The sequence below is a fragment of the Antribacter soli genome, assembly GCF_021568775.1.
In the GTDB taxonomy this organism is placed as follows: Bacteria; Actinomycetota; Actinomycetes; order Actinomycetales; family Cellulomonadaceae; genus Antribacter; species Antribacter soli.
The window spans coordinates 105,752-122,974 of record NZ_JAKGSG010000034.1 but is presented as its reverse complement, the minus strand read 5'-3'; the positions used below and the strand labels follow the sequence as shown (position 1 = coordinate 122,974).

The following is a 17,223-nucleotide window of genomic DNA, read 5'->3' as shown; positions in this document are numbered from 1 at the left end:
CAGGTCAGGCGCACTTTTCGCCCAGTAGATCAACTTCTGATCCGGCCCCCGGCGTCAGCCGGGCGTCGCACCTGGCGAGAGGCCCGGATCCGCGGAATTCCGCGGATCCGGGCCTCTTCGCGTCCTGGGGCGTCGTGGACACCTGGGGACGTGAGGGGTCCGAAATTGCCATCCGCTATGGCACGGGGATGGCACGACGACGGACACGAGCCAGGAGGTCGATCGATGGGTACGACGACGGAGAAGCGACAGCGCCGTGAAGCGTGGGGGAGTCTGCGGAAGCTGCCGTCGAAGCGGTGGCAGGCGCGCTACCCGGGACCGGACGGCACGGTCTACTCGGCGCGCACCGAGGACGACAAGCCGCTCACGTTCCTCACAAAGGGTGACGCGCGGGCGTGGTTGAACCGGATGCACGATCGCATCGCGCGCGGCGAGTGGCTGCCGCCAGAGGAGGCGGCGCGCCGCCGTCGGGCCGAGGCGGAGTCGGCAGCCATCCGTGACGTGACGTTCCGGGAGTACGCCGAGCAGTGGCTGGTGCGGATCGCGCACGAACCCGGCAAGGGCGGCAAGCCGCGCCGACCCGCTACGGTGCTGGCCTACCGCGGCAGGGTGAACAACTACCTGATGGAACCGCTCGGCGACGTCCGGGTCCGGGACATCGACACGACGCGGGTGGGGGCGCTGACGGCTCGGCTCGTCGCGCTGCCGTCGGTACTCAAGCCGGGGGCGAAGCACAACGGTGTTGCGGGCGACGCCGTCGACACGCTCAAGATGATCCTGCGGGCGGCGGTTCGCGACGGGATCCTCACTGCGATGCCCGGCGTGCCGACCCCGGCGCGCAAGTCCGTGCGCCACGACGACGGCCACACGCCGGAAGACGACGTCGCGACTCCCTCACAGGTGGACGCTCTCTACACGGCCGTGCAGGAGCCGTGGCGGATCGCCGTGCTTCTGGCGGCGTGGTGTCAGCTGCGGCGGGGAGAGGTGCTGGGCCTCCAGCGGCGGGACATCGTCTGGGACGCCGAGCGGAAGGCCGCGACCCTGTACGTGCGGCGGCAGAAGAACGGGACGACCGGGAAGCTGGCCGACCCGAAGTCTGACATGGGCGTGCGGTCCATGGCTGTCCCGCCGCACATGATCGACCGGCTCCGAGAGCACCTCGAGGGCCGCGTCGCGTCAGGCCCGACGGCGCCCGTGGTGCCCACCGAGGCAAGGGGCCGGCAGCACCTGTCGGCTACGAGGTGGAACGCCGTGTGGTCCGAGGCGCGCAAGGCGGTCGACGGGCTGCCGGATGGCTATCGGTTCCATGACCTGCGACACACGGGCCTGACCCGGTTCGCCCAGGAGGGCGCGACGCTCGCCGAGCTGATGAGGCGCGGTGGGCACGCCGACGTGAACGTGGTGCTTCGGTACCAGAAGGCGACGATGCAGCGTGACATCGATCTCGCGGCGCGGATGAGCGCGACGGTGGAGGAGGAACTGCGACGGGACGGGGTGAAGTCGGCATGAGCCAGGTGGCACGGAGCACCCAACAGGAGGCGGAAGTAGCGAGGCTCTCGTGTACGTGAGGGCGCCGGGCCTCACGAAGGCGCATGCATCGTCGTCGCCGCGCGGCGCTTCCTCGTGGGACGGTTGCCCACGTGACCCTTCTCCCTTGGAACGAGATCAACTGGAACGCACCCCGGCCCACGGAGACCGAGATGGTCGAGTCCTGGACCGCGATCCGCTGGGAGCACTCACCGATCGACGCTCCAGGTCTCGAGGCATATCTCGATGCCGCCCGCGCCGCGTTCCGCGGCCGCTGCTTGGCAGGCCGCTGGCGGGCCGTGGAGTACCCCGACGCCACAGCCTGGTTCACCACCCGCAACCGTCACGATGAGTACGGGCTCCACTCGCAGTTGCTCGACAGCGCTGTAGTACGGACCGACCTTGCCGAGCTTGAGATCCCGGCCGCGCTGGACCGTATCCCCGCAGGACTCAAGGAAGAGTGGGCCGGCGCCCTGACGCTCGACGGCACGCTCGCCGCACTCATCGTGCAGGGTGGCCCCTACGACCGATTCCGCGGCACCGCTGCGCAGGCCAAGGAGCTCGCGTCGGCTGCCGTCCACTCCCTTGTCGGCGACCGGTACGAAGACTTCCGGGTCGACTACAGCGGCACGGCATGGACTCCGTGGTTCTGGGACGAGACGTGGGACCACACGTACGTCATCACAGACAACGGACGGGCCGAGGTCACCGTGCTGTGTCTCACCGACACGGACTGACTTCGCACCCGCGGCATCTTGGCCACTCTCGCCGAGCTGATGCGCCGCGGCGAGCACGCGATGTCGCGGCACCCGCTATCGCCGGCCAGCTCCGCGATTCACCGGACAAACGACGGGCAACCTCACGGGGACACAGGCCGCATCGCGCAGGCCCACCAGCCGTCCTCAAGCGGCTCGGGGTCCTCGCAGGCCAGGCTGTACATGTCCCAGCCCACCGGCGGCCCGCCGGGCGAGTAGATGTAGCCACCAGCGTCGTCGACGAGCGCAGCCCACTGGGGGACGACCACGCCCATTGCGCTCGTGGCATCGCGCGCGCTGCTCACCTCCACCGCACCTGTCACCGAGACGAACTCCAGCGACGCTGGGAGATCCGCGTACCATCCGAACAGATCGCCTCGCTCCACGAGCGCCGCCACCTCGTCGAGCGCCGGCCGGAGCGTGTGGAAGTCACGCAGGGTGTCGTTGTGGGTCAAGCCAACGCCGTGCGGCGCCGTCAGTGCGAGCACGGGCGCGAGGCCGAGAAGCGCGGCGACGCCGAGTGCGGCGACGACCTTGCGGTCCCTCGCCGCACGCCGCCTCGCGACGCGGGCGACCGCCACGAGGGTGACGACCACACCGGCGAGCCACGCGAGGGCCCGCCCCGTCACCGAGCCGAGATTCTCGGGGAGCATCCCGTTTGAGCCGCCGTGCTCGAGCAGCCACCACAGCCAGGATGGGAGCACGCCGAGCAAAAAACTCACCCAGGCGAGGGTCTGTGACGCGGCGACGAGCAGGAGCACCAGGCCGGCCATGGCCCACCCGAGGCCCACGCGGATCGGTACGGCTGCCTGCGCGGGAGCACCGTCGTCGGTCACGTCGGGATCGTACCGACCGCGAGACCTCCACCGTCAGCCGGTCCCGGTACCGTTCGGCCGTGGAGACTTCGCCGACGTCGTCGGCCCCCTTCGCCCGGCCGCTGAGCGGGCACGAGCGCGCGATCCTCGACCTGCTGCTCAGCGGAGATTTCCCCGGCTCCGCGAAGCTTCGCACTCAGGCCGAGAGCGTTCAGGTCTCCGCAGCGTGCGGGTGCGGGTGCGGCTCGTACGACGTCGACGTCACGGATCCCCACGCTCCCCGAGCACCACTTCCCGACGGACCGATCCCCCAAGAGCTCTCGGTGACCGATCCCGACGGCACGCTCTACGGCTCGATCATCATGCTCGCCCAGGACGGGCTGCTCGCTTACCTCGACTTCCACACATGGGACGACCGCTCGATAAGCGGTCTGCCACCCCTGGAGCACCTGTCGGTGGTCCGCCGATGAGCGACCGTACGTTTGAGAGCTGCAATGGAACGGCCCGCGCGACCTCGGCTGGCCGGCGATGGACACCTGTGATCTGACAGCACGTCCCGACGGACAGGAGGTCGTCATGGCAACACACACATCGCGAGGAGAGCACGTCCGCCCTGCGGCACATGGCGGGCCGCCGGGTGTTCGGCTCGTGGCGTTGAGCGTCGCGGCCCAGATGTTCGGCGTGTCGGTCAAGACGTTGCGGCGGCGGATCGCAGACGGGACGGTGCGCGGGTACCGGGTCGGGCGGCTGGTGCGGGTGGATCTGGACGAGGTGCGTGAGGCGCTGGTGGCGGTGATCCCTTCAGCACGGTGAGCCCCGGACAGGGAGGGCCGGACCTCCGGGTCCGGCCCTCCCGCGTTGTCTGGGCTTACTTCGGGACGGCACGCCTGGGATGTAGTGAACCTATTGCGACTGGCTCGGTGGTGCGGGCGGCACGGGCGGCACGGCCCGTGTCGCGGAAGGTATTGATGGTGTCGACGAGGTGTTCGAAGTGGTTCCAGTCCTTGTCGCTGGCGCTCGTCGCGATGGCGGTGGGGTCGTCGACGTTCTGGCCGGAGACGTCGTGCCAGAGCTCGACCCAGGCGTGCAAGGCCCGGCCGAAGCTCTGCCCGGTCGGCGCTGTCGTGCCGGTGCCGGTGCCCTTCTTCGGGTTCTTCGTCGTGGCCTTGGTGGTGACGCGGTCGATGGCCTGGCGGGCGGTGTCGGCGAGGTCGTCGGCGGTGACCGGGCGGATGGCGGGGCGGGTGGGGTCCAGGGCGGCGATCTGGGTCATGGCCTGGTCGTAGGTCGGGAACACCGGTGCCCCGGCCTGGATGTCCTCGACGGCGAGGGCAGCCAGCTCGCGTGCCACGGGAGTGGCGGTGTCGTCGTCGGCGATGGCGCGCAGGGCGCTGGTGCGTTCGAGGCGCTTGTAGGCGGCCTTGCCGGTGACCAGGACGGCGGCCTTGTGCCGGGCGTCGCCCGGCCGCTCCGGTCCCGGCAGGTTGCCGGAGCCACTGTTTCCCGTTTCGCCCTCCCTCTCGCTGGCGTCGTGCTCGCCCGGACGGGCGGGGTTGTGGTGTCCGGGGTGGAAGCGGGTGGCTTCCTGGCGGCGGGCGGCTTCCTCGCGTTCGACGGTGAGGATCTCGTCGTAGAGTTCGGATTCCTCGACGGGGTTGAGGGGTTTGCGTTGGGTGTTCTCCTCGCGTTCGGCCAGGAGGGCTGCGAGGTGGGTGGAGATCCCGGAGCGCACGTGCACGGGGATGGTGGTCCAGCCGAGCTGGCGGGCGGCTTCCAGGCGGCGGTGGCCGCAGATCAGGACACCGTCCGGGGTGACGGTGATCGGCTGCAGCGGGCCCAGGCGCCGGATGGACTCGGCCAGGGGTTCCAGGTCGCCGAGGTCGCGCCGGTGCCGGGTGCCCACGGTGATGGACGCGATGGCGCGGTGCAGGGCGTTGTCGCTCATGCCGCCACCACCGCGGGACGGGCGGCGAGCAGGGCCGCAACGAGGGCGTCATCGTCCAGGAGGGCGCGGACGGGTTCGCCGGTCAGGAGCCGGCGCAGCACCCCACCCGGGTGCGACGTGCCGGGGCCGATCAGGACCCGGCACAGGGTGGTCCAGGTCCGAGGTCGGATGTCGAGCAGACGGGGCAGCGTCACGTCGCGGCGCAGGGCGTCGTACGCACGCTGCGGGTTGCAGGTGGTGGCGAGGCGGTCGCAGACGTGCGTGACGCCGAGCTCTGCCACCGCACGCGTCCAGCCCAGCGAGCACAGCAGCTCGACGGCGTTCGCCACGCAGATGCGCACCTGCAACGGAGTGAGCCCGCCCGGGCCGGCGGCCTCCTCGGTCGTGGCATCGGTGTAGTGGGGCCCGATGGCGGGGTGGTCGGTGCGATCGCCGAGCCGAACCACCCGGCTCAGCCCGGCATCGCTGAGGAGGCGTCGCGCCGTGGCCGCGGAGCAGAGCAGGGCGTCGGCGCGTTCGTCGGCCGCCAGGGTCAGCCGGACGGCGTGGGTGACCAGGGCCCACGGGTCACGCGCGCGGGCCGTGGCCGGGGCGCGCAGGACGCCGAACGCGGCCGTCGCCGCATCCAAAGGATGCTGGCCGTGCTTGCGGGCCAGGGCCGCGTACCGGGTCGCGCAGAACTCGAGCAACGCGCTCGCCTCGGGGTCCCGCGCCCAGGCGGCGGGGTCCAGGCTCAGCCGGTGCAGCAGGGCACGCAGGCCTTCGCTCGTCACGAACGACCATGCCTCGGTGTGGGCGTTGGTGGGGTTCTCGGTGGTCAAGGTTGGCTCGCCTCCCTCAGGTTCTGGGCGTCGGTGTCGAGCATGACTAGCGCGCGCACCCAATTGCGCACCCCCGCGAGCGAGTGCGCGGACCTGCCGGGGCGGGTGGGCGGGCATCGGTGCAGGTCAGCTACGCGCCCCATGCGCACCCACGAAGCCCCTTGCACCGGCCCCCGCGACGGTGCGGGGGCAGGTGCGCACGGCGCGTGACGACCCGCGCACCCCATCGGGTGCACGGCGCCCAGGCGCACGCCGGCGGCGGGGACCTTGTCCATGCGCACCACCGTGCCACGAGGAAAACGCGCCAATCGCGCACGCCGAATCGAGCACGCCCCCTCGACGGCCCCGTCCGCGCAGGTCAAAAACGCGGGCTCAAACCCTCCGCCGACGGCTGGCCAGACGGTCACTTAGCCCGGACAGCACCCGACAGCGACCCGCTGCGCGGGCGCGCGGCTCGCTTCAGGCGTCGGCTCGGTGTCGTCGTCGCCGCGGTCGGTGCGGTGGTCGCGACCCTCGTCGCTGGGCGGCACGAGGTGGGACCGGAAGAAGGCTCGTGGCAGCCGCGACAGGTCCGGCTTGACCGGTGCGGGGCTGCTGGACGCCTCGCACCAGCCACCTCCGCGCAGCTTGTGCCCGGTGACCCTGCCTGCCGGGGCGGCGACCCGCTCCCCGCAACCCAGGCAGTGCCGGGTGATCTCGACCTTCACGACGTGCCCCCTTCGCCGGGTCCGGGATGTCCGTTCCCGCCATCGTGACAGGCGCACCGCCGCGCCGGGCCCCGGGGATCGCACGGTTCCGGCGCGCCAGGGGCAGATCCGCCCCGGGCCGCGACTGGCCCGGGGCGACGCGGCGCGGCGCGGGCAGCGCACCTCCCAGGCAAAAGGAGGTGCCAGCCATGCGGACCGGCGAACCACAGCGGCAGACGACGACAGCCCGGACGACCGATCCACGAATCACTATGGCGATCACGAGATGCACAGCAAGCACGACAGACAGCAAGTACCAGATCAACACCCTCAAGACAGACCCAAGCACGATCATCAGCATCAGATCGACCATCCATCAGACGAGGCACACACTTCAGGCAGTCGAGGCACGGGCGGGCTTTATCGGATCAGATGTCACAGTCGACCGGGCTTCCCGGTCGCGACCTGCCGGAGTCGGGTGGGCCGGTTCGCACCGCACGGGTGGTGGTCCGCGGTGACGGTCACGATCCGGAAGATGAGCGCGGGCAACGGGTACGAGTACCTGCTCAAGGCCGTGCGCAACGCCGACCTCGATCGGCCCACCCCAGCCCCGGGTGGCGTGCCCGCCGCTGAGTGGGTGGATCCGGTGGTGGCGTACTACGCCGAGGCCGGAACGCCGCCCGGGTTCTGGCTCGGAGCCGCCGTCCGCGACCTCGGTGACGGTGAGCTGGCGCCGGGGGATCCGGTGACGGCGACGCACCTGCAACGCCTCCTCGGCGTCGGGGTCGACCCGGTCACCGCCGAGCCGCTGGGGCGGCGCTACCCGAAGTACCGGCCGGTCGGGGAACGAATCACCGAACGTTCCGCGCAGCTCGACCCCGGCCTCTCACCGGAGGAGCGGCAGGGTGCCGTGGATGCGATCACGGCCGAGGAGGTCGCGGCCGGGGACAAGACCGCCACGGCCGGCTTCGACCTGACGTTCTCGGTACCGAAGTCCGCCTCCGTGCTGTGGGGACTGTCCGACCGGACCGTGCAAGCCCTGATTCTGGCGGCGCACCACCAGGCCGTGGCCGAGACGATCGCGTTCATCGAAGCCCACATCGCGAGCACACGGGTCGGCACGGACGCCGGGGACGGGTCGGTCGCGCACGTGGACGTAACCGGGCTGGTGGCGATGGCGTACGACCACTGGGACTCCCGCTCCCACGACCCCCAGCTCCACACCCACCTCGTCGTCGCCAACAAGGTCAGAGCCGTCATCGACGGCAAGTGGCGGACCCTGGACTCCCGCGCCCTGTTCAACGCCAACGTCGCGTTCTCCGAGCACTACAACGCGATCCTCGCCGACCGCCTCACCGCCACCCTCGGCGTCACCTGGTCCCACCGTGGGCGCGGCCGGGACCGCAACCCGGCGTTCGAGATCGACGGCATCCCCGACGAGTTGCTGTCCGAGTTCTCGTCCAGGTCAGCGGAGATCGAGCACTGCGCCGACGCCCTGATCCGCCAGTACCGCGAACAACACGGCCGCGAACCCTCTAGGCGGACGGTCGTCCGGCTCCGCGCGCAGGCCACCCTCGCGACGCGCCCGCCCAAGACCCTCAAGTCCCTGGCGGACCTGACAGCGTGGTGGCACGAGCGCGCCACCCGGATCCTCGGCCGCGACTCGAGAACCTGGGCCCGCCATCTCCTCGCGACGGCTGCCCGCCGACCCGGCCGGCTGCACACGGCCGCCGACGTCCCCACCGAGAAGATCGAGGAGGCCGCCGTTGCGGTGCTGGCGGTGGTGGGTGACAAGCGGGCGACCTGGCGGCACTGGAACCTGTGGGCCGAGGCAGAACGCCAGACCATGACCTGGCGCTTCCACACCCGCCACGACCGCGTCGCCGCCGTCGCCGCGGTGGTCGCGACCGCGGAGGGTGGGTCAATCGCGCTCACCCCGCCGGACCTCGCGCCCACGCCGGCGTTCCTGCTGCGGGACGACGGAACGAGCAGCCTGCGGCCCAAGCACGCCAACGTCTACACCTCCGAAGCCGTCATCGCCGCCGAACGGCGCCTCCTCGCCCTCGCTGCGACTCCCACCGGCCCGGCGATCGAAGGTGGCCTGCTCACCCGGGTCGCCGACGACGCCGTCGCACAGGGGATACTGTCCCGCTCCCAGGCCGACGCCGTGCTCTCCATCACCGGCTCCGGCCGGGCCCTCGACGTCCTGGTAGGCCCCGCGGGGACCGGGAAGACCACCACCATGCGTCTTCTGCGCGCGGTCTGGGAGCACCAGCACGGCGCCGGGTCCGTGGTCGGGCTCGCCCCCTCCGCGGCCGCCGCGGAAGTCCTCTCCGAAGAGCTGGGCATCGGGTGTGAGAACACCGCCAAGTGGCTCCACGACCACACCGGACGCCGCACCGACTTCCGCCCTGGGCAGCTCGTCATCGTCGACGAAGCATCCCTCGCCGGCACCCACACCCTCGACCGCATCACCCACCACGCCGCCCAGGTCGGGGCCAAGGTGCTGCTCGTCGGCGACCCCGCACAACTCTCCGCCGTGGAGACCGGTGGCGCGTTCAACCTCCTCGTCACCGAGAGGAAGCGCACCACCGGGGACGTGCCGGAGCTGGTCGAGGTCCACCGCTTCGCAAACACCTGGGAGAAGCGAGCGTCGTTGCGGTTGCGGGACGGCGACACCGATGTCCTCGCGCTCTACGAACGTCACGGGCGCATCCGGGCGGGCAGCACCGAGGAGATGACCCAGGCCGCATACGAGTCGTGGAAGACCGACACCGACGGCGGCAAGGTGTCGGTCCTGATCGCGGCCGACGGGCAGACCGTCACCGACCTCAACCGTCGCACGCGTGCCGAACGTGTCCTGGCCGGGACCGTGGACGACGGGCGCGCCGTCCGCCTGACCGGCGACGTGGAGGCGTCGGCCGGAGATGTGATCGTCACCCGCCGCAACAACCGCACCCTCCGCCACGGACGCGACGGGTGGGTCCGCAATGGCAACCTTTGGCACGTCCTCGCCGTGCACCGCGACGGGTCAGTCACCGCCCGCCGGCTCGACCCCGACGACGAGGCTCGTAAAACGCGGACCAGCACCAACGCATCCGGGAAGAACCGAGCACGCGAAAACGCGCACGCCCGGCGAGAAAACGCGCACAGCGTTGCTGGGGGGACGGTGCGGTTGCCCGCCGGCTACGTCGCCAAGCATGTCGACCTCGGGTACGCGATCACGGCCCACCGCGCCCAGGGCGTCACCGTCGACACCGCCTACACCGTCGCGACGCCGACCATGACCCGCGAGGCTCTGTACGTCCCGCTCACCCGGGGACGGGACAGCAACGTCGTGTTCGTGGCCGTGGACCAGCCCGACCACAACCACGACCAGGCCCCCGCCGCCGCACACCCGGACCACGCCATCCCCGACCCGGCCCGCGCACGAGCGATCCTGGCAGGCATCCTCGCCCGGACGGGCGCAGAACCCACCGCCCACGAAACCCGGCGCGCCGAGGAGGAGCAGTACGCCTCGATCGCCCGCCTGGCCGCCGAGTACGACACCATCGCGAACCTCGCCCAGAAACCCCGCTGGGCCCGCCTCATCGCGGGCACGCTCCTGGCGGAAGGCTTCACCGAGCCGGAGATCGTCACCGTGTTGGAGTCAGAGGCCTTCGGACCGCTGTGCGCCGAACTGCGACGCGCCGAAGCCGACGGACACCCGGTCGACGAGTTGATCCCGCACCTCGCCCGAGCCCGGTCGCTGTATGACGCGGACGACGTCGCCGCTGTGCTGCACGACCGCCTGGCGCACACGACCGCCTGCCCCGCGGTCCACCGGCCAAGGCTCGTCGCCGGCCTCGTCCCTCAAGCCCTCGGCCCCCTGCCCGACGACGCCCGCGAAGCCCTTAACGCCCGCGCCGCCGTCATCGAACAACGCGCCCACAACCTGGCCACCCGAGCACTCCAGGACCGCGATGCCTGGACCCGACACCTGCCACCCCGCCCAGCCGGAGGCACCGCAGACCACGAGTGGAAGGGTGCTGTCCTCGCCGTCGCCGCCTACCGCGACAAGTACGCCATCACCCGCGACACCCCGCTCGGCGACGCGCCCACGAGCCTCGCTCAGCGCGACGACGCCCGACGCCTAAACGCCAGGCTCCACGCGGTGCAGAACGCGCGTCACGAGCCTGAGCACCGACCCCGCCGGGCACGGCGTACAGGCCTGACCATCTGAGTCACCGAATACTTCACACACCGACGCGGGCGTGCACTGCTTATGCCGGAGGCGCGCCGGGCTGGTTGATCAGCTCGGCGCACCCCCGACCCCGTCGCGGTCAGTACGTCATCCGCATCAGGTCGCGGACGTCGTCGAGCGTGCTGTCCGCGATCTCGTTGGCGCGCGCGTTGCCCCGAGCGAGCAGGTCGTGCAGGTACTCCGGTCCGTGGGCGGCCGCTTCGGCACGGCGGGCTCGCATCGGCCGTAGCCCCTCGACGAGCGCCTCGGTGACGACCTGCTTGAGCCGACCCGCCCCGGCGGTACCGACGGACTCGGCCAGCGCCTCCGGCGTCGTCCCGGCGAAGTGCGCCCCGATGGTGAGCAGGTTCGCGATCTCCGGACGGCGGTCCGGCTCGTAGGTGATGTGCCGCTCGGAGTCGGTCTTGGCCTTCTTCACGAACGCGACTGTCTCGTCCTCGCTCGCACGGATCTCCAGCGCATTGCCCGCGGACTTGGACATCTTTGCCCCGTCGTTCCCCAGGATCGTCGGGGCGGGCACGATCAGCGCGTCGGGCTCGGGGAAGTACGGCCGGTCGGCGGCGTACCGGTAGTTGAACCGGCGCGCGACGGTCCGGGTGATCTCCAGGTGCGGCAGCTGGTCCTGCCCGACGGGGACGAGGTTGGCGTGGCAGAACAGGATGTCGGCGGCCTGGTGGACGGGGTAGGTGAACATCAGCCCGGACATGCCCCGCCGCCCCCGCTTCTCCGCCGCAGCTGTCTCGGCCTTTACCGTCGGGTTGCGCTCCAGCTCGGCGACGGTGACCAGGGACAGGAACGGCAGGAGCAGCTGGTTCAGCGCCGGGACGGCCGAGTGCGTGAAGATCGTGGTCGCCTCGGGGTCGATCCCTGCGGCGAGGTAGTCGAGCAGTACCTCGCGCACGACGGCGGGCAGGTCACCTGCGACGTCGCGGTCGGTGATGACCTGGTAGTCCGCCACGATCAGGAAGATCTCGACACCCTGCGCCTGGAGGCGGACGCGGTTGTCGACGGTGCCGATCAGGTGGCCCAGGTGCAGCGCACCGGTGGGGCGCTCACCGGTCAGGACCCGGAACCGGGACGGGTCGGCGGCGATCTGCTGCTCCAGGACCGCGGAGCGCTCCCGGGCGGTACGGACGGACTCGGTCGAGTAGACGCCGTCGGTCGTCGCGACCGACGGCGACGGCGCGGCCGGCTCTGTCGGTGCCGGGGTGACGGTGGGCGGGTTCATGGATGGTCTCCTCGTTGCTCGAGCCTGCCACGGGCCCGGAGACCACCCCTGAAATGCAGAAGTCCCGGGCTGCGGCAGGCAGCTCGGGACGGCGGGCGGGCGCGTCAGGTCACGGCTGCGAGGGCAGCCGCCACCAGGAACGCCGGAGAGTCATGGCCGTGAGCATAGTCTGGGGATGCATCGTCGTCACGGGGGCGCTGTGCTGAGCTGGCGCGGCGAGGTCGGGTCGAGCTGGAAGGCGGCTCGTGCCAGGTCGAGCTGGTCAACCCCGCAGACGTCTGCGCAGCGGATCCATCTTCGGAACGTCCACCCAGAGCTGGGTGCTGTTCGGCGTCGTGCCCGTGCCCGTCACACGGAACGCACCTGCGTCCACCGCGTCCAGGATGGGCGACAGCGATGCAGCGCGTGAGGCAGAGAGATGGCCGACCTTGCGGCCCTTCGTACTGAATACCGCGACGGCTGAGGCGTCGGCTTCGTTGTCGGGCTCACGGATCAGCAGGTACTCGCGCCCTCCGAATTCCTTCCGCTCACCATCGCGCAACCAACGTGCCGGTCCCTTGATCCGCGTGCGCGTCGACTCCAAATCGGTCAGGTCGAGGATGCGTAGCGATGTGGTGTCGACGGTGACGACCTTGACCCGAGCTGCGTCTACCAATTCGTCGTACTCGCGGACAATCTCGTCGTAGTCGAGTCCACCATCGTCGACCTCGTGCCAGTTCACGCCGCCTTTCGGATGGCGTTCGAAGAGATCGCGTGCAAGTGCTCGCGCTGACGTCGGCCGAGGGGGCGATGCGGTCTTGGCCGGTGTTGGATTACCTGCTGGTGAGTCTTTCGCAGGCTTCCTGAACAGGTTGAATAGGCCCATGTAGAGCAAGGGTAGTCATGGCGTTGCCGCCCCGGCCGCGGCAGGCAGTGCTCCAGGTCCGTTGTAGGCTGCGGTCTCGCGCGAGGCGCCACTGGACCGCAAGGCTCAATCGCCGCAGCCGTCGCAATCGTGACCCTGTTGATCTTGTAATTGTCGACGGCTGGCTTTGCGAATGCCCGGATTGCGACCATGAAGACTTCATCGCCGTCTACGTGAGGGACGGCGTACTGCACGCCGTCGGGCCGGTCAGCGACGTCTCGGACCTTCCCCAGATCGCGTGGATCGTTCTTCCAGAACGCTCGAAGGAGCCGACATGACGCCCCCATGTAATGGGCTTCGATCCGGCCTGATTCGGCTGCCACACTCACCCCATGAGGGAGAGTGAGCGCCTGTCGACGGGGGATTCCAAACGACCCGGCCTGACGGAGCGCGGTGCTGAGTTGCTGCGGCAGCTCGCGGCCGAGGCCGGGGATCAGGATCTCGACCTCAGCGACGAGCACGCCAGGTGGGGTCTGTACTGGGAGGTCGTGCCGCGCGCCGACTTGCGGCCCCTGCTCAAGGAGATCGTGGCTGAGGGTGAGGCCCTCGGCTCTCACATCGTCACGGAGGTCCTCAAGTACGTCGACGAGACGGAGGGCCGGACGTGGGTCGACCTGCTGCGCACCGAGGAGGATCGGGAGTTCCCGGAACGCCGGCTGCGCGAGTGGGCGCTGATCCGTGAGGTGGCGACGTCACCTCGGCGGATCGCCGATGACCTTCCGGGCCTGACGATGTGGTGCCAGCGTCGCCTGGTCGAGCACGCGACGTCGGACGTCGTGCTGAGCGACCTTGCCGTGCACGCCTCGTTCAGGAAGGTCCGTCATGCGGCCCGCGAGAAGCTGCGGGGTCGGTGGAAGGGATGGGTATGACGCACGAGACCGGGTCCGTCGCGGCCCGGCTGTCTGGACGGCGGCTCGCGACCGTCATGTACTTCCCTCTCGGATACGAGGGGGACGACGGGACCTGCGACATCGAGGACTGGGACTACGAGATCGGGCACGTCCCGACCGTGGGTCTGGCTCTGCGGACGACTGACGGTGCGGAGTTCTTCATCGGTTGGGAGCAAGCGGAGTGGGAGTTCGGCGTTGCACTTTGGGAGGGACCGCCCCTCTTGATCCCGTCCGCCCTTGACGCGGCTGTCACGGTGGAGGACCACCCGCACTGGCGCCCGTTGATCGGTGTGCCGTTCGACGTCGAGGTCGGCCCACGCCTGCGGGGACACTCGGAGCCGCACGCTTTCATCAGGCTGCGCACCGCCGAGCAGGTTGTGACGATCACCGCCGCGGAACTGAGCTACGAGAACGCCACCCCTCGAGTCACGCTCGGCATGGACGCCGTGATGGTGTTCTTCGGGCCGGACGCGCCCTTCGACCGGGCGTAGAACCAGCCCGAGCCGGGTTGTCGTCGGACATGACCGATCGGCGGGAGTCCCGGACGGGTGCCCCCGCTAGAGTCGGTGCCGTTCCCGCCCGTCGATCCGAGGAGTTCGCCCCGTGATTGCTGAGTTTCGTCTGCTGGTGACCGGTGGCGGGACGGGCGGGCACACGTACCCGGCGTTGACGACGGTGCGGGCGCTGCAGTCCCGGCTCGCGAGGGAGGGCACGACGGTGCGGGTGCTGTGGGCGGGCACAGCCGGTGGCCTGGAGGCGCGGGTGGCCGAGGCTGAGGGGATCGAGTTCGCGCCGGTGGCGACGGGCAAGATCCGCCGGGCGTCGAACCCGCTGGGAATGCTCACGGTGGAGAACGCGAAGGACATGGCCCGGGTCCCGCTGGGGGTGGCGCAGGCGCGGTCGGTGGTGGCACGGTTCCGGCCCGATGTGGTGCTGTCGACCGGCGGGTATGTGGCGGTGCCGATCGGGCTGGCGGCGCAGATGCTGCGTCGCCCGCTGGTGGTGCACGAACAGACGGTCCGGCTCGGGCTGGCGAACCGGGTCCTGGTCCGTGGCGCGGCCCGGGTGGCGGTGTCGTCCCCGTCCACGCTGGACCTGCTGTCGCCTTCGGTGCGGGAGCGGGCGGTGGTGACGGGCAACCCGGTGCGGGCCGAGGTGCTGACCGGTGAGCCGATGAAGGCGGTCGACACGCTCGGGCTGGACTCGTTCGACCCTGGCCTGCCGGTGGTCTACGTGACCGGTGGGGCGCAGGGGTCGGTGCAGATCAACACCCTGATCGCCGAGTCGCTGCCGTGGCTGCTGCAGCGGGCGAATGTGATCCACCAGTGCGGCCCGAACAATGTCGAGGCGATGACCGAGACCGCCACGGCGCTGCCCGCCGATCTGGCGGGCCGGTACCGGGTGCTCGGGTTCGTCGGCGGGGAGCTGCCAGACGTGCTGGCTCTGGCCGACATCGTGGTCTCCCGCTCCGGGGCGGGCACGATTGCGGACCTGACCGCGCTGGGCAAGCCCTCAGTGCTGGTGCCGTTGGCGTCGTCCGCGGGGATCGAGCAGGCGCACAACGCGAGCCGGCTGCAGGACGTCGGCGCCGCCGTCGCCCTCGAAGGGGACGTCACGGCCCAGGGGTTGCAGGAGGCGGTCGAGCCGCTGCTGACCGACGCCGGGCGACGTGAGCGCATGGCTCACGCCGCCCGGGAGCACGGCCGACCGGACGCGGCTGAGCGGCTGGCGGACGTGCTGCTCGACGCCGCCCGCACCGGCAGGCGGTAACCGTCGCGGTCAGAGGATCAGACGCCGCGGTCGCCGGTCGGTGGCTGACAGCGAGCGGCCCGCCACCTGGAGGTGGCGGGCCGCTCGTCGTTTGCGTGTCAGTCGCGCGGGTCCCGGCCGGAGCTCTCGCTCTTGCCCGAGCCCGGGCATGTAGGGCGGGGTGATCGCCCGGAGAGGCCTGTTGCCTATGGTGGCCGGGCAAGTCGATGCGGCTATCGCCGTTGGTAGGGTCGGCGGCATGAGCCTGGGTGTGCTGTATGTCGTGGTCACGGCCGCTGGCGCTACCCGGCAGGTGCCTTCGCAGCTGCTCCCGATGGCCGCGGAGCGGGGGTGGGACGTGCATGTGCTCGCGACCGAGCGGGCTGCTTCGGTGTTCCCCGACACGATGGCTGAGATCGCAGAGGTGACGGGCCGCCCGGTCCGGACGGACTTTCACACGTCGGTCGGGTACTCGCTGCCTGACCCGGACGCGGTGATCGTGGCGCCGGCTACGTACAACACGATCACGAAGTGGGCGCTGGGCATTGCCGACAGCTACATCCTGACGCGGTTGGTCGAGCAGACCGGCCGTGGGGTGCCGATCGTTGTCGGGCCTTACGTGAACGTCAACTTTGCTCAGCTTCCGACGTTCAAGCGCAGCCTGGACACGCTCACGGGGTGGGGCGTTGAGGTGGTGATCGGCCCGAGCGAGCCCCACCAGTCCGGTGTCGAGGCGGCCGACGACTTTCCCTGGGCCGAGATCCTGGACGCGGTCGCGCCGCGCTGAACCCTCAGGCGGCTCGACGTCGTTCGCTGCTCACCCGTTCGAACCTGCGAGCGGGCGCCAATTGTCGGTCGGGACGATTGCGCCATCGTCCTAGCCTTCGTCGCTGGCCGTCGGCCGGACGGTCGTTGTCTCGGTCCGGGGGATCGTGACCTCATCGGTCGTCGGCGAAGGTGATCTCGAGTTCGTCGGCGAGGACCGTGGCGAGGTCGGTGAGCTGGTGCTGGTCGATGACGACGCGCTTGAGGTTGATCGCGCCTGTGATGGCGGATAGGTCGTTGTCGCGCAGGTCGGTGCCCTTGTAGGTGCCGGGCTGGAACGACGTGGCGCGTAGGACGCAGTCATCGAAGACCACGCCGGACAGGTCGCACCCGGTGAACTCGGACTCGACCAGAGAGCAGCCGAGGAACGCGACTGGTCCCTTGGCCGTGATGTCGGTGAACGTGGCGTAGTCGAACCGGCATCGCTCGAACACGACGTGCTCGAAGGTCAGGTCGCTCAGCCGCGCGCCGAGGAGTCGGCAGTCGGTGAACCGGACCCGGGAGAGTCGGCTGCTGGTAAGGGTCAGCGATGCGAGGTCGCACCGGGTGAGCTCGACGGATGACATCCGTAGGTGGTCCAGGTCCGCGCGCTGGACCGTCACGCCCAGCAGGCGGGCGTCGAAGATCTGCGTTCGGGACAGGACGAGGGTGCGCAGGCTCGCCTCGCCGTAGGTGAACAGCGACAGGCGATCCTCATCCGTGTCGAGAACCTGCACAGGCGTCAGCTCGTCGTCGTGCAGGACGGGCAGGTCGACGGCGAGGTTGCGGATCGTCAAGGTGTCCATGGTTCCTCACCCTAGGGACGGGATGGGCTGGAGGGGGTGCGTCCCGCGGG

16 protein-coding genes are annotated in these 17,223 nt (G+C 70.4%); 9 read left to right on the top strand and 7 right to left on the bottom strand.

Annotation, left to right across the window (positions count from 1 at the left end; all coding sequences use genetic code 11):
• Positions 1-225: 225 nt before the first annotated feature.
• Together L1785_RS12175 and L1785_RS12170 are read left to right on the top strand one after the other, a co-directional pair.
• Positions 226-1,509 carry a tyrosine-type recombinase/integrase gene (locus L1785_RS12175; protein ID WP_236089537.1) on the top strand — a complete coding sequence of 428 codons (1,284 nt, stop codon included), beginning with the start codon at positions 226-228 and terminating at the stop codon, positions 1,507-1,509.
• Between the two features lie 131 nt (positions 1,510-1,640).
• Positions 1,641-2,264, top strand: a complete 624-nt coding sequence (locus L1785_RS12170) for a hypothetical protein (protein ID WP_236089536.1) — start codon at positions 1,641-1,643, stop codon at positions 2,262-2,264.
• A gap of 122 nt (positions 2,265-2,386) precedes the next feature.
• Here the strand turns inward: L1785_RS12170 and L1785_RS12165 are convergent, their stop codons facing one another.
• Positions 2,387-3,118: a hypothetical protein gene (locus tag L1785_RS12165; RefSeq protein ID WP_236089535.1), complete on the bottom strand. Its 732-nt coding sequence runs from the start codon at positions 3,116-3,118 to the stop codon at positions 2,387-2,389.
• 59 nt (positions 3,119-3,177) lie between these two features.
• Here L1785_RS12165 and L1785_RS12160 point away from each other — a divergent pair, with 59 nt between their 5' ends.
• The gene (locus L1785_RS12160; RefSeq protein ID WP_236089534.1) at positions 3,178-3,567 is read left to right on the top strand and encodes a hypothetical protein; all 390 of its coding nucleotides are present in this window, start codon (positions 3,178-3,180) and stop codon (positions 3,565-3,567) included.
• A gap of 106 nt (positions 3,568-3,673) precedes the next feature.
• Positions 3,674-3,910: a helix-turn-helix domain-containing protein gene (locus L1785_RS12155; protein WP_236089533.1), complete on the top strand. Its 237-nt coding sequence runs from the start codon at positions 3,674-3,676 to the stop codon at positions 3,908-3,910.
• 55 nt (positions 3,911-3,965) lie between these two features.
• On the opposite strand, the gene L1785_RS12150 is transcribed toward L1785_RS12155, so the two are convergent.
• The 3 genes from L1785_RS12150 to L1785_RS12140 form a co-directional block, all read right to left on the bottom strand.
• Complete coding sequence (locus L1785_RS12150; RefSeq protein ID WP_236089532.1) at positions 3,966-5,042, bottom strand: ParB N-terminal domain-containing protein; 1,077 nt, start codon at positions 5,040-5,042, stop codon at positions 3,966-3,968.
• Positions 5,039-5,863, bottom strand: coding sequence for a hypothetical protein (locus L1785_RS12145; protein WP_236089531.1), 825 nt, complete (start codon positions 5,861-5,863; stop codon positions 5,039-5,041). The genes L1785_RS12150 and L1785_RS12145 overlap by 4 nt, the downstream gene beginning before the upstream one ends.
• A gap of 407 nt (positions 5,864-6,270) precedes the next feature.
• Positions 6,271-6,570, bottom strand: a complete 300-nt coding sequence (locus L1785_RS12140; protein WP_236089530.1) for a hypothetical protein — start codon at positions 6,568-6,570, stop codon at positions 6,271-6,273.
• 457 nt (positions 6,571-7,027) lie between these two features.
• Between L1785_RS12140 and mobF the strand changes: the two genes are divergently transcribed.
• Positions 7,028-10,771, top strand: coding sequence for a MobF family relaxase (mobF, locus tag L1785_RS12135; protein WP_372461860.1), 3,744 nt, complete (start codon positions 7,028-7,030; stop codon positions 10,769-10,771).
• Positions 10,772-10,871: 100 nt separating this feature from the next.
• On the opposite strand, the gene trpS is transcribed toward mobF, so the two are convergent.
• Entirely contained in the window at positions 10,872-12,020 is a 1,149-nt protein-coding gene (gene trpS, locus L1785_RS12130; protein ID WP_236089528.1) for a tryptophan--tRNA ligase, read from the bottom strand.
• A gap of 262 nt (positions 12,021-12,282) precedes the next feature.
• Complete coding sequence (locus L1785_RS12125; RefSeq protein WP_236089527.1) at positions 12,283-12,741, bottom strand: HIRAN domain-containing protein; 459 nt, start codon at positions 12,739-12,741, stop codon at positions 12,283-12,285.
• A 515-nt stretch (positions 12,742-13,256) separates the two neighbouring features.
• Here L1785_RS12125 and L1785_RS12120 point away from each other — a divergent pair.
• The 4 genes from L1785_RS12120 (at position 13,257) to L1785_RS12105 (ending at position 16,350) form a co-directional block, all read left to right on the top strand.
• On the top strand, positions 13,257-13,793 hold the full coding sequence (locus L1785_RS12120) for a hypothetical protein (protein ID WP_236089526.1): 537 nt from the start codon (positions 13,257-13,259) through the stop codon (positions 13,791-13,793).
• Positions 13,790-14,305, top strand: coding sequence for a hypothetical protein (locus L1785_RS12115; protein WP_236089525.1), 516 nt, complete (start codon positions 13,790-13,792; stop codon positions 14,303-14,305). Before L1785_RS12120 ends, L1785_RS12115 begins: the two co-directional genes overlap by 4 nt.
• Before the next feature lie 112 nt (positions 14,306-14,417).
• Positions 14,418-15,584, top strand: coding sequence for a UDP-N-acetylglucosamine--N-acetylmuramyl-(pentapeptide) pyrophosphoryl-undecaprenol N-acetylglucosamine transferase (locus L1785_RS12110; RefSeq protein WP_236089524.1), 1,167 nt, complete (start codon positions 14,418-14,420; stop codon positions 15,582-15,584).
• Between the two features lie 238 nt (positions 15,585-15,822).
• Positions 15,823-16,350, top strand: coding sequence for a flavoprotein (locus L1785_RS12105; RefSeq protein WP_236089523.1), 528 nt, complete (start codon positions 15,823-15,825; stop codon positions 16,348-16,350).
• Positions 16,351-16,501: 151 nt separating this feature from the next.
• Here the strand turns inward: L1785_RS12105 and L1785_RS12100 are convergent, their stop codons facing one another.
• On the bottom strand, positions 16,502-17,173 hold the full coding sequence (locus tag L1785_RS12100; protein ID WP_236089522.1) for a pentapeptide repeat-containing protein: 672 nt from the start codon (positions 17,171-17,173) through the stop codon (positions 16,502-16,504).
• Positions 17,174-17,223: the final 50 nt, after the last annotated feature.